The 20,250-nt window shown below is 75.4% G+C and carries 20 protein-coding genes and 1 riboswitch; of the genes, 12 read left to right on the top strand and 8 right to left on the bottom strand.

The window, feature by feature from the left end; genetic code table 11:
* Positions 1-39: 39 nt before the first annotated feature.
* Together ACFVN3_RS00410 and ACFVN3_RS00405 are read left to right on the top strand one after the other, a co-directional pair.
* Positions 40-900, top strand: coding sequence for an SDR family oxidoreductase (locus ACFVN3_RS00410; RefSeq protein WP_378229422.1), 861 nt, complete (start codon positions 40-42; stop codon positions 898-900).
* A 321-nt stretch (positions 901-1,221) separates the two neighbouring features.
* Positions 1,222-2,037: a GAF and ANTAR domain-containing protein gene (locus ACFVN3_RS00405; protein WP_378229420.1), complete on the top strand. Its 816-nt coding sequence runs from the start codon at positions 1,222-1,224 to the stop codon at positions 2,035-2,037.
* Positions 2,038-2,082: 45 nt separating this feature from the next.
* Here ACFVN3_RS00405 and ACFVN3_RS00400 read toward each other — a convergent pair whose 3' ends face one another.
* On the bottom strand, positions 2,083-2,826 hold the full coding sequence (locus tag ACFVN3_RS00400) for a PAS and ANTAR domain-containing protein (protein WP_378229418.1): 744 nt from the start codon (positions 2,824-2,826) through the stop codon (positions 2,083-2,085).
* Between the two features lie 91 nt (positions 2,827-2,917).
* Between ACFVN3_RS00400 and ACFVN3_RS00395 the strand changes: the two genes are divergently transcribed.
* On the top strand, positions 2,918-3,409 hold the full coding sequence (locus tag ACFVN3_RS00395) for a DUF6328 family protein (protein WP_378229416.1): 492 nt from the start codon (positions 2,918-2,920) through the stop codon (positions 3,407-3,409).
* 11 nt (positions 3,410-3,420) lie between these two features.
* Here ACFVN3_RS00395 and ACFVN3_RS00390 read toward each other — a convergent pair whose 3' ends face one another.
* A complete protein-coding gene (locus ACFVN3_RS00390) occupies positions 3,421-4,665 on the bottom strand; it encodes a nitrate/nitrite transporter (protein WP_378229414.1) in 1,245 nt (414 codons plus the stop codon).
* Positions 4,666-4,781: 116 nt separating this feature from the next.
* Between ACFVN3_RS00390 and ACFVN3_RS00385 the strand changes: the two genes are divergently transcribed.
* The 4 genes from ACFVN3_RS00385 to ACFVN3_RS00370 are packed head-to-tail and all read left to right on the top strand — an operon-like array spanning position 4,782 to position 7,467.
* Positions 4,782-5,486, top strand: a complete 705-nt coding sequence (locus tag ACFVN3_RS00385) for a DUF1361 domain-containing protein (protein ID WP_378229412.1) — start codon at positions 4,782-4,784, stop codon at positions 5,484-5,486.
* Positions 5,487-5,519: 33 nt separating this feature from the next.
* Positions 5,520-6,218 carry a hypothetical protein gene (locus tag ACFVN3_RS00380; protein ID WP_378229410.1) on the top strand — a complete coding sequence of 233 codons (699 nt, stop codon included), beginning with the start codon at positions 5,520-5,522 and terminating at the stop codon, positions 6,216-6,218.
* Positions 6,215-6,889: a hypothetical protein gene (locus ACFVN3_RS00375; protein WP_378229408.1), complete on the top strand. Its 675-nt coding sequence runs from the start codon at positions 6,215-6,217 to the stop codon at positions 6,887-6,889. Before ACFVN3_RS00380 ends, ACFVN3_RS00375 begins: the two co-directional genes overlap by 4 nt.
* Before the next feature lie 26 nt (positions 6,890-6,915).
* Complete coding sequence (locus ACFVN3_RS00370; RefSeq protein ID WP_378229406.1) at positions 6,916-7,467, top strand: hypothetical protein; 552 nt, start codon at positions 6,916-6,918, stop codon at positions 7,465-7,467.
* Here ACFVN3_RS00370 and ACFVN3_RS00365 read toward each other — a convergent pair.
* The 4 genes from ACFVN3_RS00365 to ACFVN3_RS00350 all read right to left on the bottom strand — a co-directional run bounded on the left by ACFVN3_RS00365 (position 7,434) and on the right by ACFVN3_RS00350 (position 12,776).
* Positions 7,434-8,804: a hypothetical protein gene (locus tag ACFVN3_RS00365; protein WP_378229404.1), complete on the bottom strand. Its 1,371-nt coding sequence runs from the start codon at positions 8,802-8,804 to the stop codon at positions 7,434-7,436. The genes ACFVN3_RS00370 and ACFVN3_RS00365 overlap by 34 nt on opposite strands.
* A gap of 89 nt (positions 8,805-8,893) precedes the next feature.
* Positions 8,894-9,172, bottom strand: a complete 279-nt coding sequence (locus ACFVN3_RS00360; RefSeq protein ID WP_375825385.1) for a DUF4235 domain-containing protein — start codon at positions 9,170-9,172, stop codon at positions 8,894-8,896.
* A 188-nt stretch (positions 9,173-9,360) separates the two neighbouring features.
* The gene (locus ACFVN3_RS00355) at positions 9,361-11,895 is read right to left on the bottom strand and encodes an ABC transporter permease (RefSeq protein WP_378229401.1); all 2,535 of its coding nucleotides are present in this window, start codon (positions 11,893-11,895) and stop codon (positions 9,361-9,363) included.
* Positions 11,895-12,776, bottom strand: a complete 882-nt coding sequence (locus tag ACFVN3_RS00350; protein ID WP_378229399.1) for an ABC transporter ATP-binding protein — start codon at positions 12,774-12,776, stop codon at positions 11,895-11,897. Before ACFVN3_RS00350 ends, ACFVN3_RS00355 begins: the two co-directional genes overlap by 1 nt.
* Before the next feature lie 177 nt (positions 12,777-12,953).
* A riboswitch (TPP riboswitch) is annotated at positions 12,954-13,058 on the top strand.
* An 81-nt stretch (positions 13,059-13,139) separates the two neighbouring features.
* Between ACFVN3_RS00350 and ACFVN3_RS00345 the strand changes: the two genes are divergently transcribed.
* The 4 genes from ACFVN3_RS00345 (at position 13,140) to ACFVN3_RS00330 (ending at position 17,538) form a co-directional block, all read left to right on the top strand.
* Complete coding sequence (locus ACFVN3_RS00345) at positions 13,140-14,234, top strand: thiamine ABC transporter substrate binding subunit (RefSeq protein WP_378229397.1); 1,095 nt, start codon at positions 13,140-13,142, stop codon at positions 14,232-14,234.
* Between the two features lie 67 nt (positions 14,235-14,301).
* Entirely contained in the window at positions 14,302-16,017 is a 1,716-nt protein-coding gene (locus ACFVN3_RS00340) for an ABC transporter permease (protein ID WP_378229395.1), read from the top strand.
* Positions 16,017-17,147, top strand: coding sequence for an ABC transporter ATP-binding protein (locus tag ACFVN3_RS00335; protein WP_378229393.1), 1,131 nt, complete (start codon positions 16,017-16,019; stop codon positions 17,145-17,147). Before ACFVN3_RS00340 ends, ACFVN3_RS00335 begins: the two co-directional genes overlap by 1 nt.
* A gap of 67 nt (positions 17,148-17,214) precedes the next feature.
* Complete coding sequence (locus ACFVN3_RS00330; protein ID WP_155100015.1) at positions 17,215-17,538, top strand: DUF4235 domain-containing protein; 324 nt, start codon at positions 17,215-17,217, stop codon at positions 17,536-17,538.
* Between the two features lie 3 nt (positions 17,539-17,541).
* On the opposite strand, the gene ACFVN3_RS00325 is transcribed toward ACFVN3_RS00330, so the two are convergent.
* Both ACFVN3_RS00325 and ACFVN3_RS00320 read right to left on the bottom strand, forming a co-directional pair.
* Positions 17,542-18,129, bottom strand: coding sequence for a response regulator (locus tag ACFVN3_RS00325; RefSeq protein WP_378230306.1), 588 nt, complete (start codon positions 18,127-18,129; stop codon positions 17,542-17,544).
* A gap of 134 nt (positions 18,130-18,263) precedes the next feature.
* Positions 18,264-19,499, bottom strand: coding sequence for a sensor histidine kinase (locus ACFVN3_RS00320; RefSeq protein ID WP_378229390.1), 1,236 nt, complete (start codon positions 19,497-19,499; stop codon positions 18,264-18,266).
* A 224-nt stretch (positions 19,500-19,723) separates the two neighbouring features.
* Here ACFVN3_RS00320 and ACFVN3_RS00315 point away from each other — a divergent pair, with 224 nt between their 5' ends.
* Entirely contained in the window at positions 19,724-20,236 is a 513-nt protein-coding gene (locus tag ACFVN3_RS00315; RefSeq protein WP_378229388.1) for a DUF6069 family protein, read from the top strand.
* Positions 20,237-20,250: the final 14 nt, after the last annotated feature.

Raw genomic sequence — 20,250 nt, 5'->3', positions numbered from 1 at the left:
CGCCCCCATGACCGGACCTCGAGAGGACGGAGGGACGAGATGACGGACGAGAAGGCCTTCCCGGCCCAGCAGCAGGAGCCGCCCGGCCTGACCGGGCCCATGGACCCCGCACCCGACCACGGCGAGGAGTCGTACCGCGGCAGCGGGCGGCTCGCGGGGCGCCGCGCGCTCGTCACCGGCGGCGACTCGGGCATCGGGCGCGCCGTCGCCATCGCGTTCGCGCGCGAGGGCGCCGACGTCGCGATCGGCTACCTGCCCGAGGAGCAGGAGGATGCCGAGGAGACCGGGCGCTGGGTCCGCGAGGCGGGACGCGCCTGCGCCCTCCTGCCCGGCGACCTGACCGACGAGGCGACGGCGCGTGCCCTGCCCGGGCGTGCCGTCGCGGAGCTCGGGGGGCTCGACGTGCTCGTCAACAACGCCGGGTTCCAGATGGCGCGCCGCGAGTCGATCGAGGACGTCACGACGGACGAGATCGACCGCGTCCTCAAGACGAACCTCTACGCGCTGCTCTGGGTCACGCAGTCGGCGCTCGAGCACCTGGGGGAGGGGGCGGCGATCGTCAACAACTCGTCGATCCAGGCCTTCCAGCCGTCGACGTCGCTGCTCGACTACGCGTCGACCAAGGCCGCGATCAACAACCTCACGGTGAACCTCGCGGCCGAGCTCGGACCGCGGGGCATCCGGGTCAACGCCGTCGCGCCGGGTCCCATCTGGACCCCGCTCCAGCCGGCGACCCAGCCCGAGGAGAAGATCGAGAAGTTCGGCCAGGACACGCCGCTGGGGCGGGCGGGACAGCCCGGCGAGGTCGCCCCGGCGTTCGTCTTCCTCGCCTCCCCGGCGGACGCGAGCTACGTCTCCGGCACCGTCCTCGGGGTGACGGGAGGAAAGCCCGTGTTCTAGGGCGATGAAGAGACCTCCCCGTGCGGGCCGCGGACGGATCGGCCGAGGGCCGCGACCCGCCCGGGAGGGTCGGAGGGTGGGCGTCCGCGCCCGCCCGGGGGCGGGTCCGCCGCGAGAGCGACGGTGCCCGTGGGACACCAGCCGCCACGCCCTGTGCGGGCGAGACGGCCACCGCCCCCGACCCGCCCGGGCGCCGTGCCCGGGCGGGGCCTCCGGCACGACCGCTGGGGCGGGCCGCGCACGACGCCGCGGCCGCCCCTCGGGATACCGGCCGCCGTGAGCGCGAACTACGCTGGGGCCGAGAGCCGTGAGGAGGCCGGGATGACGAGCATCGAGCAGAGCGTCGAGCAGGGCACGGTCGGGATGCCGGCGGGCCCCGGCGCCACCGTCCCCACGCCGCAGGCGGAGACCGTCGCCGGGGTGCCGGAGGTCGTGGGCGGTCCCGACGAGCAGAGCGTCGCCGGGCTCGTGGCGGACGCCGCGCGGGCGCTCGCCGACGAGCCGACCCTCCAGCAGACCCTCGACCGCGTCGTCGAGCTCGCCGTGTCGATGGTGGACGGGTGCGAGTCCGCGGGCATCTCGCTCGTCACGCGCGGGCGGATCGAGAGCCCCGCTGTCTCGGACCCCCTCGTGGCACGTGGCGACGCGCTCCAGTACGAGCTGCGCGAGGGGCCGTGCCTGGATGCCGTGCACGACCACGCGCTCGTCGAGTCGGGCGACATCGAGACCGACGCGCGGTGGCCGCTGTGGGCGCCCGCCGTCGCGCGCGAGCTCGGGGTCCGGTCGATGCTGTGCGTGCAGCTCTACACGTCGGAGAACGCGCACGGCGCGCTCAACATGTACTCGACGTCGCGCGAGGCGTTCGACGCCGACGCCCACCACCTCGCGGCCACGTTCGCGGCCGTCGCCGCGGCCGCGATCTCGGCCGCGCGGACCGAGGAACAGCTCCAGTCCGCCGTCCAGACCCGCACGCTCATCGGGCAGGCGCAGGGCATCGTCATGGAGCGCTACTCGCTCACGCCCGGGCGCGCGTTCGCGGTGCTGAGCCGCGTGTCCCAGGACGCGAACATCAAGCTCGTCGACATCGCGCGCCAGGTCGTGGAGACGCGCCGCATCCCCGGGGTCGGGGCGGACTGACGCGGGAGGTCGCGCCGGCGCTCCCCGCACCGTGCGGCCGGGCCGTCAGCGGGACGTGTGCTGCGGCTCGTCCTCGCCGCGGCCGTCCGTGCCCTCGAGGAGCCGGTCGATGCGTCGACGGGCCGCGTCGTCGACCACCCCGGTGCCCGCGACCGACCCGTCGACGACACCCGCGACCAACCGGCGCGCGAGCTCCCGCACGGGCACGTTGGCGTCGTTCGAGCGGCGGCGCAGCAGCTCGAACGCGTCGTCCGGTCCGATCGCGAACGCCGTCATGAGGACGCCCTTCGCCTGCTCGATCGCCGAGCGGGACGCGTCGGCCGCGCGGATCGACGCCGTCGCCTCGCGGCGGGCCGCCTCCTCGTGCGCGGTCGTCAGGTCCACGAAGTACCCCACGACCGCCGCCCACGGGGCCCCGCCGTCGAGGCGGCGGCCCTGCGCGGCCACGGCGAGCGTGCGAGTCCGGCCCGTCGCGTCCACGATGCGGTGCATGGACCCGAACGGCTCGCCGGTGCGCGCCGCCTGCGCGAGCTCGCTCGCGACGCGCTCGCGGTCCTCGGGGTGCTTGTGGGACAGGACGAGGGCCGTCGTCGGGACGACCTCGCCGGGCGCGAAGCCGTGCATCTCGTACACCTCGTCCGACCACCACCACGTGTCCGTGGCGACGTCGACGCGGAAGCGTCCGACCGGCTGGGGGTCACCCGGGCCGAGCGCGGCGAGGAGGTCGGCGAGAGCCGGAGGGACGACGTCGTCGGGCTCCGCGACGTCGGAGGGCAGGGCAGCGTCCATCGATGGGGGTCCCCGGAGATCGATCAGGACGGAGCCGATTCCTGACCCCAGCAGAGGAAGATTATCCCAGGGGCGGCGAGAGGGAGGACTCATGACCACGCAGGTCAGCGACGGACGTGACGAGTCGGCGGACGAACGGTCGGACCGCAACTGGGCGGAGCTGCTCCAGGAGCTGCGCGTCATGCAGATGGGCGTGCAGATCCTCACGGGGTTCCTGCTCACGCTGCCGTTCCAGCAGCGCTTCGCCGACCTCGACCCGTTCCAGACCGGGGTCTACCTCGCGCTGGTCGGGCTCGCCGTGCTGTCGACCGGGCTGTTCGTCACGCCCGTGAGCCTGCACCGCGCGCTGTTCCGCAAGCACCGCAAGACGGCGCTCGTCACGATGAGCGACCGCATCGCCCGCCTCGGCGTGCTCGTCCTCGCGTTCGTCGTCACCGGGACGGTCCTGCTCGTGGTCGACGTCGTCGTGAACCGCACCGCGGCGCTGTGGTCGAGCGGCTGCGCGCTCGTCCTGCTCGTCGGTCTCTGGTTCCTCCTCCCGCGTCTCGTCGCCCGGGGCCCGGCCTCTCCTCCCTCCAGCTGACCTCGGGAAGGTCAGGTCGAGGCGGCGGCGCGGGCCTGGACGCCGCGGCGGACGGGGCCGAGGGTGAACAGCAGGGTGAGCAGGGCGGTGAGGGCGAGGAGCGCGAAGCCGAGGCCGTAGGTGCCCTCGAGCTGGTAGACGGCGCCCATGAGCAGCGGCGGGATGAACCCGCCGAGGCCGCCGGCCGCGCCGACGAGGCCGGTGACGGCGCCGACCTTCTCGACCGGGGCAACCTTGGAGACGAGCGCGAACGTCGCGCCTGACGACGCGCCGAGAGCCGCGGCGAGGCCGAGGAACGCGACGGTCCCGACCGGCACGAGCGAAGGCTGGAACGCGACGACCGCGGCGAGCGCGGTCACGACGGCGAAGCACACGACGGAGACGGGCACGCCGCCGAACCGGTCGGACAGCGCCCCGCCCACGGGCCGCATGAGGACGGCGAGCACGACGAACCCGGCGGTGCGGGCGGCGGCGTCGGAGGCGGTGAGGTCGTACGCGTTGACGAGGAACGTGGGCAGGTAGACGGAGAACGCGACGAACCCGCCGAACCCGACGGCGTAGAGCCACGACAGCTGAAGGGTGGCGGGCAGGCGGAACGTCGCCCACGTACGGGACCAGAAGCCGCCGGCGGGGGCGGCCGCGCGGCCGGGCGGGACGCGCAGCAGGAGCCAGGACACGACGGCGAACACGGCGAGGACGGCGGCGACGAGGAGGAACGGCGCGGCGTCGCCCCACGCGTCGCGGATGCGCACGGTGGTGAACGCGGAGATCGCCGTGCCGCCCATGCCCATGCCGAAGATCCCGATCGCCGTACCGCGGCGGGCGGGCGGGTACCACGCGTTGACGAACGGGACGCCGACGGCGAAGGCCGTGCCGCCGAGCCCGAGGAAGAACCCGCCGACGAGCAGCGCGGCGAAGCTGTCCGCGACGAGCCCGACGAAGAGCACAGGCAGGATGGTCAGCGCGCTGACCAGGGGGAACATGATGCGGGCGCCGTACCGGTCGGTGAGAGCGCCCACGGGGATGCGCCCGAGGGACCCGACGACGACCGGGACGGCGACGAGGACGGACACCTGCACGTCCGTGAGGTCGTAGAGCTGCCCGTACGCCGCGCCCAGCGGGCTGATGAGCGCCCACGCCCAGAAGTTCACGGCGAACCCGATCGTCGCGAGGACGAGCATGAGGGTCGGGGAGGTGGACGGGGACGTCGTCGTCGGGGAGGGACCGGTGGTCCCGCTCGCGTCCTGCTGCGCCATGGCGACTCCTGGGAGGAGGTGCCCGTCGCCGGGCACGGGAGGTCGTTGCGTCGAGCGACTCCACGCTAACGACGCTCGTCGCGCCCCGCGCGGCGAACCACCCGTACCGTGGGGGCGTGCTCGACTGGCTCTTCGGGGGCGTGGCCCTGCTCAACGTGTACGCGCTCGCCCTCGTGGTGCTGCGCGCCCCGCTCTACCGCACGCCCCTGTACCGGCCGATGCTGCTCAACATCGGCCTCTCGATCGCGCCGGTGATCGTGCTGGGCCTCGTCGTGCTCGTCGACGCGGTGCTCATCGCGGGCGGTGCCCCGTCCTGGGCGGTCGTGACGTGCGCCGTCCTCGGGTTCGGCGTCTGGCTGCTGCTCCTGCCGAACGCGGGCTACCTCGTCACCGAGCTGAACTACAGCCACCGCCAGGAGGGCGAGGAGGTCCCGCTCTGGTACGACATCGTGGCCGTGCTGACGCTCGCGCTGTCCGGGGTGATGAACACCCTCGTCAACGTGTTCCTCGCGCAGGCGCTGCTCGCGATCGTGCTCTACCCGGACGACGACGCCCCGTTCCGCCGGCCCGTGTCGTGGTTCGTGGTGCTCGTCGTGCTGGCCCTGGTGTCGGTGGGCATCTACCTGGGCCGGTACGTGCGCTTCAACAGCTGGGACCTCGCCCACCCGGTCCAGTTCGTGCGCAAGCTCGTGCGCCACTTCCGGGGACGGGGCGCCGTGCTGGACGCGCTGCTCTTCGTACTCCTGCACACGCTCTTCTTCGCGGTCATGTACGCGATCGTCATGGGACCCGTCACGACGCTCCTGGTCCGCGGGGCCTGACGGGGACCCCGCCCGACCCGTAGGATGCGCGCCGTGACGTCGACCGCGCCGAGGGCCGCCCGCAGCGTCCCGCTGCTCCGCGCGGTCGTCGGGACGTGGCCGCGCCGCATCGCGCTGGCGGTCGTGCTCGGCCTCGTGGCGGGGACGGCGGCGGCCGGCGGGTTCGCGCAGCACGTCGCCGCCGAGGCGGGCCCGGCCCACGCCGCCGCGGGGGAGCCGGTCCCGACGGGACCGTTCGACCTCACGGTGCGGTCGTGGACCGTGACGGACACCGTGCAGGTCTCCGCGCTCGAGGACTCCGGCGCCGACGCGTGGCTGGTCGTGGTCGTGGGCGCGCTCGACACCGACCGGGAGCCGCGCCGTCTGGACCGCACCGCCGTGACGCTCCCGGACGAGCTGCCGGGCGGTCTGGCGCTCGCGGGCGACGCGGAGCCGGACCGCCCGGACCCGACGCTGCTCGTGCGCGACGCCTCGGTCTACCCCGTGCTCCAGCCGGGACTGCCGGAGGACGTCGCGCTCCTGTGGCCGGTGGCGGTCCCGGAGGGCGGCGCCACCTCCGCCGCACCCGACGAGCCGCTCACCGTCACCGTCCCGTCGTTCCGCTACCGGGACATGACGGTCGGCGGGGGGCGCCGGTGGGCGGAGACCGGGAGCGTGGTGCTCGTGGACGTCCCGGCCGGCGAGGTCCCGCCGGAGATCGTGGACCCGCCCGAGGACGAGGAGGCGTGGTGACCGAGCCCACCGTGGAGACGGCGACCACCACGGCGACCGCCGGCGAGCCGGCCGCGACGGCCGGTGCGCCCGCCGCGGCCGTGCGCCCGCGCCGTGCCGACGTCGTCGTGACCGTCGTCCTGCTCGTCCTCGCCGTGGGCGTCGGGGCCGCCGTGGCGCGCGTCGACACGTGGTGGCCCACGCTCACGGCGACGACGACGCGCGGCGGCGTCGGCGAGGTCGTCACCGCCGGCCCGCTGCGCGTGCGCGTCGACGACGTGCGCACCGGCACGGTGCTCGAGGACGGGTTCGACACGCTGACGACCGACGGCGCCTGGGTCGCCGTCGACCTCGCGGTGTCCGGCACGACGCGAGAGGCCGGCATCGAGGTGCTCGAGCTGCGTGACGCCGAGGGCCGCGACCACGCGGCGTCCCACCGGGTGAGCAGCTCGATGATGAGCACGTTCGTGGACCCGGACGTGCCCGAGGCCGGGACGGTCGTCGTCGAGGTGCCCGCTCGGGCGCTCGAGGGGGACGTCGTGCTGCGTGTCCTCACGGAGCACGACGACGCGGACATCGACCGCCCCCAGGCGGTCGCCGAGGTCGACCTCGGTCGTCTCGAGCGGCCCGCGGCGGACACCGTCGTCGAGGTGCTGCCCCCCGCGCTCGTCCCTGGGGGGTGGGACGGATGAGCGGGAGGTCTGGCGGGGGACCGGGCGTGGGATGGTGGCGTGCGAACCGGTGGTGGCTGGTCGTGCTGGCGGGCGCGCTCGCGGCCCTCGCCACGCTCACCTGGCGTTCCGACGCGGTGCAGGGGTGGTGGGCGTCGGAGCCGCACCGCGCCCATTCGACCGACGCCGAGGGCTGGGCGCAGGTCGGCGACGTCCGGGCCCGCCTCGCCGGTCTGGAGCGGGTCGACTGGCTCGACGACGGGTACGGGGACCGCATCGAGGCTCCCGAGGGCTACACGCTCTGGGCCGCGGACGTGTCGCTGCGGTCGGACGCGCCCGACGCCCCGGCGAGCGAGGAGGAGACGTACTCGGCGTGCGAGGTCGTGCTGCTCGACACGGCCGGGCGCGAGTTCGCGGCGGGGGCGTCGGCGCTCCCGGGGATGCCGTTCCCCGAGGCCCCGGTGTGCACGGGCGCCGTCTCCAGCCGCAGCGCGCAGTACTTCCTCACGCCCGACGACGCCGTGCCCGCCGAGGTGCGTCTCGTCGAGCCGGAGCTGCTCCCCGCCTACTGGTCGTTGCCGGTCCTCGACGTCGCCTGACGACGCCGCGTGCGCAGCGCCGACGGCAGGCCGAGGCTCGCGAGGAGCGCGTCCGCGGCGGCGGCGAGGAGCACGGTCGTGAGCACCTGCACGACGACCGTCGCGACGATCTCGAGCGGGCCGACGAGCGCGCGCCAGGCGACGATCCCGGGTTGGCCGACGACGGCCTGCGCGGCCGTGTAGACGACCTGCTCACCGAGCGTGAGGAGCGCGAACGCGACGCAGAAGAGCAGCACGGCGCTCCACCGGCTGCGCCAGAGCATGCCGAGCGCACCCACGAGCCCGCCGAACCGACGGCCGGGGTCGAGCATGAGCTCCCAGGCCTTGCGCGCACCGCTCTCGCCGAGCGTCCGGTTGAACCGGTCGACGACGCGCGTCGCGCGACCCGTGGGCTCGTCGCCGCCCTGCGTCGCGTGCGCCGGGTCGACGACGTCGATCGCCTCGACGCCGTAGACGATCGTGCCGAGGGTGAGCCACGCGAGCGGCACGACGAGGCCGGTGACGACACCCGCGAGGAGGAGTGACGTCGTTGGGCCCAGGGCGTCGACGAGCGGCTTGAGCACGTCCACGCGCGCGACGACGCCGTCCCACCAGGTCGTGGTCTCGACGACGACCACGCGCGACGTCCACCACTCGCGCACGCGCCCGACGACGGCGGTGACGGTGAACGCGCCGACGACGATCCACACGACCTCGCAGTACCCTGCCGCGATGCGGACGGCGGCGGAGCGCGCGCTGCGCTGCGTGTCGCCGCCCGCCGCGGAGACTCCGCGGTCGACGCGCTTGGCGAGGCGCTCGAGCAGCGTCCGGGCGAGCAGGGCACCCGCGACGACGAGCACGACGGTGAGCCCGAACCCCTCGGGGATGGGGCTCGCCGTCTCGATCCCGGACCCGGCCGCGAACGCGTGGTCGAGCGCCGCGGAGTCGATGTAGGACTGCCAGTCGGACGACAGGCCGCCGTAGAACTCGTAGATGACGAGGTAGGGGACGAGGACCGACGCGATCGAGCCGAGGAGCGCCCGCACCTCGAGCCGGTCGCGCGCGGTCCGCGGCTCGCGGCGCAGGACGTGCAGCATGACGACGATCCCGACGACCGTCGCGAGCGGCGAGAAGCACAGCACGAGCAAACCGAGCACGCCCGACGTCGGCGCGACGGCGAGCGCGGCGCGCAGCGCGAGCTCGTGCATGACCTCCGCGAGGAGCGCGACCGCGACGAGCGCGGGCCAGTGCCGGGTGAGCAGCCTGCCCGCGTCGGCGAGCACGCGCACGCCGGCACGCAGCACGGAGTCCGAGGGGACCGTCGTCGCGACCGCAGGGTTCGCCGGTGGGGCCGTCACGCGCGCCAGGGTACCGGTGCGTCACCGAACCCGGGGTCGTTCCCCACGTCATGGGGATCGTGAGGAACGCCCCCGGGTTCGAGGGTGGTCTACGACGCGCGCGACGCGAGGCGGGCGACGACGCGCTTGGCCTCCTTGCCGGCGAACCGGCGCGCGAGGACGCCGACGCCCGCGGCGACGGCGGCGAAGGTGACGGCCGAGACGATGCCGACCTCCTCGTCGTCGAGGTCCTTCGGGGCGTCGTGACCGGTGACCTTCGCCCAGATGAACGTGACCAGCTTCTGCGCGGCCCAGCCCGCGGCGAAGGTGAGGGCGACGGTCCCGACCTTCACGGCCAGGGTCTGCTCGGTCTCGTTCGTGTCGGCCACGAGGGTCCTCCGTGAGTCGGGGCGCCGGTCGGCGCGGGCGTGCTCCCACCGTAGTGCGAACCGCCAGCACCCGCGCCGCCCGGCGCGCGCACGCGACGCGTCACCGCGCGTCGCGAGATGCGAGAAGCGGCCCCTCGGACGCCGCAGCGGAGGGCCACTTCTCGCATCTCGTCACCGCACTCCGGGCATCACTCCTGGCTCACCGCGTCGAGCACGGGGAGCCGGGCCGCCCGGGCCGCGGGCCAGACCGCCGCCACGACCCCGACGACGGCCGCGAGCGCGAGCATCGCGCCGAGGTGCGCCCACGGCACGGCGAGGGTCGTGAAGCCCTCGTCCGCGAGCACCGAGGGAAGCGCGGAGGCGAGACCCGTCCCCACGACCAGCCCGACGGCCGTCCCGAAGACCGCGACGAGCACGGACTCGATGACGATCGTCGTGGCGAGCTGGGCGCGCCCCAGCCCGACGGCGCGCAGGAGACCGATCTCGCGCGTCCGCTCGACGACGGACAGGGCCAGCGTGTTGACGATCCCGAGGACCGCGACGAGCACGGACAGGCCGAGCAGCGCGTAGACGATCGCGAGGATCGACTCGACCTGGGCCGCGACCTCCCCGGCGAACTCGTCGGCGTCGAGCACGCTCGCCACGACGTACGGCGCGACGGCGTCCGTCACCCCCTCCCGGACGGCCGCGAGGTCGGCGCCCGGCTCGACGTCGAGGAACAGCATCTCGGGGGTGGTCGCGCCCACCGCGGAGGCGACGTCCGGCGGCAGGAGCATGTCGACGGAGAACGCGTGGGAGTCGATCACCGCGCCGATGCGGACGTCGCGGGCCGGGAGGTCCGCCCGCGTGCGGTCGGCGATCGTCACGACGTCGCCGAGCGCCCAGCCGTGCTCGTCGAGCGCGTCCTCCATGACGGCGGCCTCCCCGCGGGCGTACGCGGCCAGGTCGCCCTCGACCGCCGTCGTGCGGACCGAGCGGCCGAAGCCCTCGGCGGGGAACCCGACCACGAGCTGCGGCTCGTCGTCGACGACGACCTGCCCGTACGTCGTCAGGTCGGCGGACGCGACACCGGGCACGGCGCGGACGTCGGCCGCGACGCCCTCCGGGAGGTACGGGGTCGCGGACCGGACGACGAGGTCGGCGGCCGTCTCCTCGTCGACGATGCCGGTCACGGACTCGCGCGCCGAGAGCGCGAGGACCGACGTCGTCGACACGAGCGCCATGCCGACGACGAGCGCCCCGGCGGTCGCGGCCGTGCGGCGCGGCTGGCGCGTGACGTTGCCGCGCGCGAGCCCGCCGAGGGGTCGGACCAGCGCGACGAACGGCGCGGCGAGGACGCCCAGCACGGGGCCGACCGCGAGCGGGGAGAGCAGCAGCACGCCCGCGATCACCCCGACCGCGCCGAGGCCGAGGAGCGGTGCCCCGCCGCTCCCGACCGCCGCGGCGCCCACCACCAGCCCGGTGCCGGCGAGCAGGGTCAGCGTCCCCGCGACCACCCGAGCGACGCCCGGACCGGCGGGGCGTACGACGTCGGCCCGCATGGCCTCGACGGGCCGGACGAGCGCCGCGTGCCGCGCGGGCAGCGCCGCCGCGACGACGGACACCACGACCCCGACGACGAGCGGGACCACGATCCCGGCCGTCGTCACGGGCAGCGACCCGGCGAGCTCCATGCCCACCGCGCCGAGCCCGGCCCGCGCGAGCTCGGCGAGCCCGAACCCGGCCGCGACGCCCAGCACCGCCCCGACCACCCCGACGACCGCGGCCTGTCCCAGCACCGAGGCGAACACCTGGGCCGGCGACGCCCCGACGGCGCGCAGCAGCGCGAGCTCGCGCGTCCGGCGGCGCACGTGCATCGCGAACGTGTTGGTGATGATGAACGTGCCGACGAACAGCGCGAGCGCGGCGAAGACGAGCAGGAACGTCGAGACGAAGCCGAGCTGGTCGGCGATCGCGCTGCTCGTCTCGTCACGCAGGTCGGCACCCGTCACGGCCTCGGCGCCGTCCGGGAGCGCCGTCGCGACGGCGTCGCGCAGCGCCTCGGGCGAGACGCCGTCGGCGGCGTACAGGGCGATCGACGGCACCATGCCGTCCGGCGCGTACGTCGCGGCCGCGGTCGTCGCGTCGAGCAGGACGATGGTCGCGCCCGCCATCGGCGCGGACAGCGAGAGCTCGCCCACCACGCGCACCGGACGCACCTCGTCCCCGAGCACGACGTCGGTCGTGTCGCCCACAGCGAGCCCCGACGCCTCGAGCGTCGCGGACTCGAGCGCGACCTCGGCGGCACTCTCCGGTGCGCGGCCGTCGACGACGCGCGGCCCGGGGTCGCGCGGGTCGTAGCCGACCGCCATGCTCGGAGCCTGCGTGCTCAGCACCGCGGTGCCGTCGGCGCCCACGAGGACGGCAGGACCGCTCACCTCGGCGAGCGCGAGGTCGACGTCGTCGCGCGCGTCGAGCGTCTCGGCCAGGTCTGCCGGGACGAGGCTGCGGGCCCCACCGAGCTGAGCGGACGACGACTCGAGCGCGGACCCCGCGGCGGTCGCACCGCGCACGTACGCGTCGGCCTGGATCGACGACGCGACGATGCCGTCGAACGTCGACGCGAGCATCGCGCGCAGCGCGAACGTGCCGGTGACGAACGCGACGCCGATCGTCACCGCGAGCACCGACAGGACGAGCTGGGCGCCGTGCGCGCGCACGCCGCGCAGCGCGATCCGGCCCATCATCGGACGGCCGCCGGTGCGTGCGCAGGTTCGGCGGCGTGCGCGCCCGCGGGCGCCACCGGCGTGAGGGCGCCGAGCGTGTCGAGGACGGCCTGCGTCGTCGGGTCGCGCAGCTCGGTGACGAGGCGACCGTCGGCGAGGAACAGGACGCGGTGCGCGTACGACGCCGCCGTGGGGTCGTGCGTGACCATCGCGACCGACTGGCCGAGGTCGTCCACCGAGGCGCGCAGGAAGCCGAGCACCTCCGCGGCGGCGCGCGAGTCGAGGTTGCCCGTCGGCTCGTCCGCGAACACGACCGCCGGCCGGGACACGAGCGCCCGCGCGCACGCCACGCGTTGCTGCTGCCCGCCCGAGAGCTCCGCCGGGCGGTGCCCGAGCCGCGGGCGCAGCCCCACGGCGTCGACCACGCGGTCGAACCACTCGCGGTCCACCGGCCGGCGCGCGATGGCCAGCGGGAGCACGATGTTCTCCTCCGCGGTGAGCGTCGGGACGAGGTTGAACGACTGGAAGACGAACCCGATGCGTGTGCGTCGGAGCCGCGTCAGGCGCCGCTCGCTCATCGCCGACACCGTCTCGCCGTCCACGACGACGGTGCCCGCCGTGGGGGAGTCGAGTCCGGCGAGGCAGTGCATGAGGGTCGACTTTCCCGACCCGGACGGGCCCATGATCGCGGTCAGCCGCCCCCGCTCGAGGTCGACGTCGACGCCGTCGAGCGCGCGGACCGTCGCCTCGCCGCGCCCGTAGGTCTTCTCGAGGCCCCGTGCGGTCGCGATCACGGGATGCTCCGGCGTGGTTCCGGAGACTCCTGCGGCTCCCGTGGCGTGCTCCGCGGACGCGGCGACGGTCGTCGTCGTACGCGTCGTCCCAGGTCTGCTGCTCATCGGTCCTTCACCCTCCTGCGTCGTCGGCCGGGGACCCCGGTCCGGTCGTCACGACCCTCCCGCGGGCGCGCGCCCGCGGGCATCGGGGACCGGCCCGGACCCTTCCCTGGTCGCCGCCGGGCCGCTCTCAGGGTTCTCTCAGGGGGATTCCCGAGGGGCGGCCCGGTGTAGGCTCGACGTGAACGACAGGGGAGCTCCTGGAGGAGCTGAGAGTGCGGACCACCGCAGACCCTCGAACCTGATCCGGTTAGCACCGGTGGAGGAAGTCGGGATCTCGATCACCTGCTCGTGCGGTCGCCCGCGCTCGCCGGAGCACGGGTCGCACGGGTCGGTGGACCCCTCCTGAACGTCCTGGGAGGACACATGCAGCGCACGACCGCCCGCACCCGCCGGGCCCGGTCCCTCGCCACCGGCGCGGGGACGACCCTTGCCCTCCTCGCGCTCGCCGCGTGCAGCGGCGGCGACGACGGCGCGGGAGGCGACGACGCGTCGTCGGGCACGGGTGGGACCGTCACCCTCGTGACCCACGACTCCTTCGCCGTGAGCGACGAGGTGCTCGCCGCGTTCGAGGAGGAGAGCGGGCTCACCGTCGAGCAGGTCGCGCCCGGCGACGGCGGCGCGCTCGTCAACCAGCTCATCCTCACGAAGGACTCACCGCTCGGCGACGTCGTGTTCGGGATCGACAACACGTTCGCGTCGCGCGCGATCGACGAGGGCGTGCTCGACCCGTACACGCCGGACGGCCTCTCCGACTCCGCGGCGCAGTACGCGGTGGGCGACGGAGGTGAGCTCACTCCGGTCGACCTCGGCGACGTGTGCGTCAACGTCGACCACACGTGGTTCGCCGACGCGGGGATCCCCGAGCCCGTGACGCTCGAGGACCTCGCGAAGCCCGAGTACGAGGACCTGCTCGTCGTGACGAACCCTGCGACGTCGTCGCCCGGGCTCGCATTCCTCCTCGCGACCGTCGGCGCGTTCGGCGAGGACGGGTGGGAGGACTACTGGGCCGACCTCCGCGCCAACGGCGTCAAGGTCGTGGACGGGTGGTCGGACGCGTACTACGTCGACTTCTCCGGCTCCGAGGGCGCCGGGCCGCGCCCGCTCGTGCTGTCGTACTCGACGTCGCCCGCGTTCACGCTCACCGAGGACGGCTCCGCGTCCACGACCGGCGCGCTGCTCGACACGTGCTTCCGCCAGGTCGAGTACGCGGGCGTGCTCGCGAACGCGAAGAACCCCGAGGGCGCGCAGCAGCTCGTCGACTTCCTCGTGAGCGAGGCGTTCCAGTCGGACGTGCCCGGCCAGATGTACATGTACCCCGCCGACGACGCCGTCGCGCTGCCCGACGGCTGGGCCGAGTTCGCGCCGCTCGCCGACGAGCCCTTCGAGGTCGCGCCCGCCGACGTCTCGGCGCACCGCGACGAGTGGATCAAGGCATGGACGGCGACGGTCGTCGACTGACGCCCGGTCCACGAGCGACCACGGCTCTACCTCGCGAGGTAGAGCTGTGGTCGCGCGAGGTAGAGCCGTGGTGAGGGGCCGGGCGGTCCGGCGGGGTGGCGTCGGGCGCGCGGTGCTGTGGGGTCTGGCGGCGGCGGTGCCGCTGGTGTTTCTCGGGGTGTTCTTCGCGTGGCCGGTCCTCACGCTCGTGGCGCGCGGGTTCGTCGGGGACGACGGCGGCCTCGACCTGTCGGGGTTCGCGGAGGTGTTCTCCCAGCCGCGGACGTGGCGCATCCTCGGGCTGACGCTGTGGCAGGCGGTGCTCGGCACGGTGTTCTCCGTGCTGCTCGGCGTGCCCGGCGCGTACGTGCTGTACCGGTGCCGGTTCCCGGGGCGACGGGTCGTGCGCGCGCTCGTCACCGTGCCGTTCGTGCTCCCGACCGTCGTCGTCGGCGTCGCGTTCCGGTCGCTGCTCGTGCAGGGCGGCCCGCTCGGGTTCCTGGGGCTCGACGAGACGTTCGCGGCGATCGTCGTCGCGCTCGTGTTCTTCAACTACTCCGTGGTGGTGCGCACGGTCGGCGGGCTGTGGGAGCACCTCGACCCGCGCGCCGAGCAGGCCGCCCGGGCGCTCGGCGCGACGCCGTGGCGCGCGTTCCGCACCGTGACGCTCCCGGCGCTGACGCCGGCCATCGCGAGCGCCGCGTCGATCGTCTTCCTCTTCTGCGCGACGGCGTTCGGCGTCGTGCTCGTCCTCGGCGGCATCCGCTACGGGACGATCGAGACGGAGATCTGGATCCAGACCACGCAGTTCCTCGACCTGCGCACCGCCGCCGTGCTGTCGGTCGTGCAGCTCGTGGTGGTCGCGGCGGCGCTCACCGTCGCGAACCGCACGCGGGCCCGGCGCGAGCGCGCCCTGAACCTGTCGTCCTCGGCGTCGTCCGCGCACCCGCTGCGCCTGTGGCGCGACGGCCGTCCGACGGGCGACCTCGGGCCTGCCGCGCTCACCGCGGCCGTGGTCGTCGTGCTCGTCGGACTGCCGCTCGGCACGCTCGTCGTGCGCTCGTTCCGCGTGCCCGGGGGCGGCTGGGGGCTCGACAACTACGCGAACCTCGGCACGACGGGCGGCCGCAACGCGCTGTCCGTCACGGTGTGGGAGGCGGCGGGCAACTCGCTGCGGACGGCGGCGCTCGCGACCGTGCTCGCCGTCGTGATCGGCGGGCTCGTCGCGCTCGTCGTGTCCCGGCGGCCGCGGTCGCGCGGCGGGCGGCGCGCGATCTCCGTGCTCGACTCCGTCTTCATGCTGCCGCTCGGGGTCTCCGCCGTGACGGTCGGCTTCGGCTTCCTCATCACGCTCGACCGTCCGCTCGGCCTCGACGTCGACCTGCGCACGTCCGGCCTCCTCGTGCCGATCGCGCAGGCGGTCGTCGCGATCCCGCTCGTCGTGCGGACGGTCCTGCCGACCCTGCGCGCGATCGACCCGCGCCTGCGCGAGGCCGCCGCGACCCTCGGCGCCGCGCCCGGGCGCGTGTTCCGCACGGTCGACGGCCCGATCGCCGCCCGCTCGCTCGGTCTCGCGGTCGGGTTCGCGTTCGCCGTCTCGCTCGGGGAGTTCGGCGCGACGTCGTTCCTCGCGCGTCCGGACAGCGCGACCCTGCCCGTCGTGATCTTCCGGCTCATCGGGCGTCCCGGGGCCGAGAACTACGGCATGGCGCTCGCGGCGAGCGTCGTGCTCGCGCTGCTCACCGCGACCGTCATGCTGCTCGCCGAGCGGTTGCGCGGCGACCGACCCGGAGGAGAGTTCTGATGGTGCAGACCGACCCCGCCCCGGCGCGCTCGGACGCGCCGGAGGCGCCGCGCCCCGACGCCGCGCCCGCCCCACTGCCCGGCCCCGTGCCCGGGGAGAGCGCCGGGCTCGCGGTGCGCGACGTCGTCGTGCGCTACGGCGCGGGGACGCGGACGGACCCCGGCACGACGGCGGTCGCGGGCGTCTCGCTCGCCGTCGCGACCGGCGAGGTGCTCGCCCTGCTCGGACCGAGCGGGTGCGGCAAGTCGAGCCTGCTGCGCGCGGTCGCGGGGCTCGAACCCGTCGCGGCAGGCTCCGTGGCGTGGGACGGGCGCGACCTCACGGGCGTCCCCGTGCACCGGCGCGGGTTCGGGCTGATGTTCCAGGAGGGCCAGCTCTTCCCGCACCGCGACGTCGCGGGGAACGTCGCCTACGGGATCGCGGGCATGCCTCGCGCCGAGCGCGACGCGCGCGTGACCGAGCTCCTCGACGTCGTCGGTCTCGCCGGGTACGCGCGCCGCGCCGTCGCGACGCTCAGCGGGGGAGAGCGGCAGCGGGTTGCCCTGGCGCGGTCGCTCGCGCCGCGCCCCCGGCTGCTGCTGCTCGACGAGCCGCTCTCCGCGCTCGACCGCGGGCTGCGCGAGCGCCTCGCGCTCGACCTGCGCGAGGCGCTGCGCGCCACCGGGACGACGGCCGTCTTCGTCACCCACGACCACGACGAGGCGTTCACCGTCGCCGACCGCGTCGCCGTCATGGACGCCGGCCGGCTCCTCCAGGTCGCGCCGCCCGAGGACCTCTGGCGCGCCCCGGCGTCGCGACGCGTGGCGGAGTTCCTCGGCTACCAGGCGTTCGTCCCGCGTGGCGCCGGGACCGTGCTCGCGGTCGGCCCGCGCGGGCTGCGGCTCGTGACCGCGGGCGCCCCGTCGTCGGGCGACACGTGGGCCGCGACCGTCGTCGGCAGCGTGTTCCGGCGGGGCGCGGTCGAGACCACGGTCGACGTCGTCCTCCCCGGCGCCGACCACGGCGCACCGGCCCGCCTGGTGGCGCTCGCGGGCGGCGGCGGTGCAGGGGGAGTCGACGAGGGGCCCGAGCCCGGTGCCCGGGTGCACGTCGCGCCCGATCCGGCGGGCTGCGCCGTCGTCCCGGCCTGATACCTCCGGACCGGCGCTCGCGGTCGTGCGACGCGCGAGAGAGCCGGAGCCGACCTAGCGTCGAGGGATGAGCGACGACGTGACGGCGGGGACGCATCCCCCGGAGAAGACCGGCGGCAAGGCCGCGAAGATCCTCTACCGCCCCGTGGGGCTCGCCAGCTCGATCGTGGGTGGGCTGGTCGCGGGGCAGGTGTTCAAGCAGGTCTACAAGCGCGTGACACCGGGGCACCGGACCGACGCGCCCAAGCCGCTCGAGTCCGAGTACCGGCTCCGCGAGATCCTCGTCGCGGCGCTGATCCAGGGCGCGATCTTCGCCGCGGTGAAGGCGCTCATCGACCGCGGTGGCGCCCGGGCGTTCGAGCGCTGGACGGGGGAGTGGCCCGGCGACTGACGGTCAGTCCAGTCCGGCGGCGTGGACGAGCAGCGCGACCTGCGTCCGGTTCTCCAGGCCGAGCTTGAGCAGCACGTTCGACACGTGCGCCTTGACCGTCGGGACGCTGAGGAACAGGGCGGCGGCGATCTCGGCGTTCGCCGCGCCGCGACCGAGCTCGACGGCGACGTCCCGCTCGCGGCCGGTGAGCGCGCCGAGCGCCGCCCGGGCGCGGTCGCGCTCGCCGCCCGCGTCGGCGACCGACGCCATGAGGCGCCGCGCGATCTCCGGCGACAGCACCGGCTCACCCGCGGCCGCGACGAGGACCGCCGTCACGATCCGCTCGGGCGGCATGTCCTTGAGCAGGTAGCCGGACGCCCCGGCGTGCAGCGCGCCGACGACCTCCTCGTCGCTGTCGAACGTCGTGAGCACGACGACGGCCGGCGCGTCCGCCCGCGACCGCACCCGCCGCGTGGCCTCGATCCCGTCGACCCGCGGCATCCGCAGGTCCATGAGCACGACGTCGGTCGGGTGCGCGTCGAGCACGGCCGTGACCGCGGCCCCGTCCGCGGCCTCGCCGACCACCTCGATGCCGTGGGCGCCGTCGAGCATGAGGCGTAGCCCGGCGCGGACGAGCGCGTCGTCGTCGACGATCACGAGCCGGGTCCGCGGCGGGTCGCGCGGGTCCCCTCCGGCGTCGTGCCGATCGCTCGCACGCACGCCGTCCCCGCGGCCACCCTGGTCGGTCACGCGTCCCACGGTAGCCGGACGTCGAGGACGAACCCCTCGTCCCGCGCCCCGGCGTCGAGGGTCCCGCCGAGCAGGTCGACGCGCTCGCGCAGCCCGACGAGCCCGGTCCCGGTCCCCTTGCCGGAAGCCACTCCCAGGGCGCCCCCGACCGCGACGAGGCGCGGACCGCCGTCGGACACCGTGACGCGCACCTGGCCCGCCCGGGCTTCGACCCGCAGGACGACGGGGCTGCCCGGCGCATGCCGACGGGCGTTCGTCAGTCCCTCCTGCGCGACGCGGAACGCCGCGACCTCGACCGCCCGTGGCACGTCCGCCGAGCCCGCCCGCTCGTACGCGACGTCGCCGCCCGCCTCGCGCGCCTCGGCCACGAGGCGGTCGACGTCGTCGAGCGTCGGCTGGGGTGCAGGGGCGCCCTCGGCGTCGTCGGGGTCGGCGCGCAGCACCCGCACGACGTCACGCAGGTCGCCGAGCGCGGAGCTCACCCCGGCCCGGACGAGGCCCGCGGCACGGGCGAGCTGCGCCGGGTCGGCGTCGGGGCGGTACTCGAGCGCGCCGGCCGTCGCGGCGAGTAGCGAGAGCCGGTGGGCGAGGGTGTCGTGCATCTCGCGGGCGATCCGGGTGCGCTCCGCGACCCGCGCCTCCGCGACGCGGCGCTCCTGCTCGCGCTCGGCGCGCCGGGCGCGGTCGCGCAGCGACCACATCAGCTGGGCCCGCGCCTGCCAGTACATGCCCCAGCCGAGCAGGGCGGCGTGCACGGCGAGGTCGCACAGGAGCCACCAGCCGAGCGGCAGCGCCTGCGGCCGCCACAGCGCCTGCAGGGCGTGGCCCAGGAACCCGGCGACCGCGACCGGGACCGCCGTGCGCGCCGGGTACCAGCGCGTGACCTGGAGGGTCGCGACCGTCGAGGCGGGGGTCGCCGCACCGGAGTACGCGGCGAGCGACGCGAGCATCAGCGCGCCGAGCACGGGGGCGTTGCGCGGGGTCCGCGACCACAGGAGCGGGAGGACCGCGAGCGCCAGCACCGCGACGGCGACGTCGATCGCGGGCTGCGCGCCGGGGTCGTCCTGGCCGACGACCCCGGCCGTCGCGAGCACGGTGAGCGCCGCGACAGCGAGCCACGCGACGGCGAACGTCCACCAGGGGACGAGCGGGCGGTTCCCGTCACGGCGGGCGGCGGCCGTCGCGAGGACGGGGCGTCCGACGAGCGGGGGGCAGTCGGTCGGTGTGGTCATGCTCCGGACGCTAGGGGGCGGCGTCGCGGGCGACCACCGACCAAGGTCGGGGGTCGCGGTCCGGGGGGAGGGTCGGGGACCGACGGCGGTCGGGTCGGCCGTCGCCCTCCGGCCGGTGCGGCCGACGACGTGTCGCGGCGAACGTCGGGGACGTCGGCACCTCGCCGGCCGCGACCCCGGTCGCGAGAGCACGCGGCACCGTCGCGTGACGAAGGAGGACTCTCATGCCCACGACGCCGACCACCTCGAACGGGATCTCCGACGGCACTTCGCACGGAACCTCGAACGTCCCCCGCCACCCCGCCTCGTCGGCGTCCGCCGCCCCGGGCGCGCGGCGGCCCGGGACCGAGGTCGTCCCGGCCCGACGGCGCATCCCGCACTGGTCCGTCCCGCTCGTCGCGGCGGTGGTCGCCGCCGTGGTGCTGCTCGTCGGGACGGCGCTCGGCGTCGACCCGGAGGTGCGTACCGCGACCGGCACCCAGACCGTGGGCGTCCTCGCGGCGGTCGTCACGGCGCTCGTCGTCGGGTACGCGGCGTGGGGCGTGCGCACCCTGCTCGGCCGGATGTCGGCCCGTCGGCCCCGCCGGGGCGAGCTCGCGTGGCTCGTGACGTGCGGCGTCGTGCTGCTCGTCTCGCTCCTCGGCCCCCTCGGTGCGGTGACGCCCGGAGCGGTCGCGCTCCTCGCCGTCGAGCACCTCACGGTCGGCCTGACCCTCGCGCTGGGCCTCCGCCGCTGACCGCGCGCGAGGTC

This window comes from Cellulosimicrobium sp. NPDC057862 (genome assembly GCF_042797035.1).
Taxonomy (GTDB): domain Bacteria; phylum Actinomycetota; class Actinomycetes; order Actinomycetales; family Cellulomonadaceae; genus Cellulosimicrobium.
The sequence above is the reverse complement of the archived record's forward strand: the minus strand, read 5'-3'. Positions and strand labels throughout refer to the sequence as shown.

Bases quoted from the DNA above. Each gene is read 5' to 3' on its own strand.
- ACFVN3_RS00390 (WP_378229414.1), bottom strand. From the start codon at position 4,665: ATGGCGCAGCAGGACGCGAGCGGGACCACCGGTCCCTCCCCGACGACG.
- ACFVN3_RS00400 (WP_378229418.1), bottom strand. From the start codon at position 2,826: ATGGACGCTGCCCTGCCCTCCGACGTCGCGGAGCCCGACGACGTCGTC.
- ACFVN3_RS00410 (WP_378229422.1), top strand. From the start codon at position 40: ATGACGGACGAGAAGGCCTTCCCGGCCCAGCAGCAGGAGCCGCCCGGC.
- ACFVN3_RS00330 (WP_155100015.1), top strand. From the start codon at position 17,215: ATGAGCGACGACGTGACGGCGGGGACGCATCCCCCGGAGAAGACCGGC.
- ACFVN3_RS00405 (WP_378229420.1), top strand. From the start codon at position 1,222: ATGACGAGCATCGAGCAGAGCGTCGAGCAGGGCACGGTCGGGATGCCG.
- ACFVN3_RS00345 (WP_378229397.1), top strand. From the start codon at position 13,140: ATGCAGCGCACGACCGCCCGCACCCGCCGGGCCCGGTCCCTCGCCACC.
- ACFVN3_RS00325 (WP_378230306.1), bottom strand. From the start codon at position 18,129: ATGCTCGACGGCGCCCACGGCATCGAGGTGGTCGGCGAGGCCGCGGAC.
- ACFVN3_RS00395 (WP_378229416.1), top strand. From the start codon at position 2,918: ATGACCACGCAGGTCAGCGACGGACGTGACGAGTCGGCGGACGAACGG.
- ACFVN3_RS00350 (WP_378229399.1), bottom strand. From the start codon at position 12,776: ATGAGCAGCAGACCTGGGACGACGCGTACGACGACGACCGTCGCCGCG.
- ACFVN3_RS00335 (WP_378229393.1), top strand. From the start codon at position 16,017: ATGGTGCAGACCGACCCCGCCCCGGCGCGCTCGGACGCGCCGGAGGCG.
- ACFVN3_RS00355 (WP_378229401.1), bottom strand. From the start codon at position 11,895: ATGGGCCGGATCGCGCTGCGCGGCGTGCGCGCGCACGGCGCCCAGCTC.
- ACFVN3_RS00320 (WP_378229390.1), bottom strand. From the start codon at position 19,499: ATGACCACACCGACCGACTGCCCCCCGCTCGTCGGACGCCCCGTCCTC.
- ACFVN3_RS00315 (WP_378229388.1), top strand. From the start codon at position 19,724: ATGCCCACGACGCCGACCACCTCGAACGGGATCTCCGACGGCACTTCG.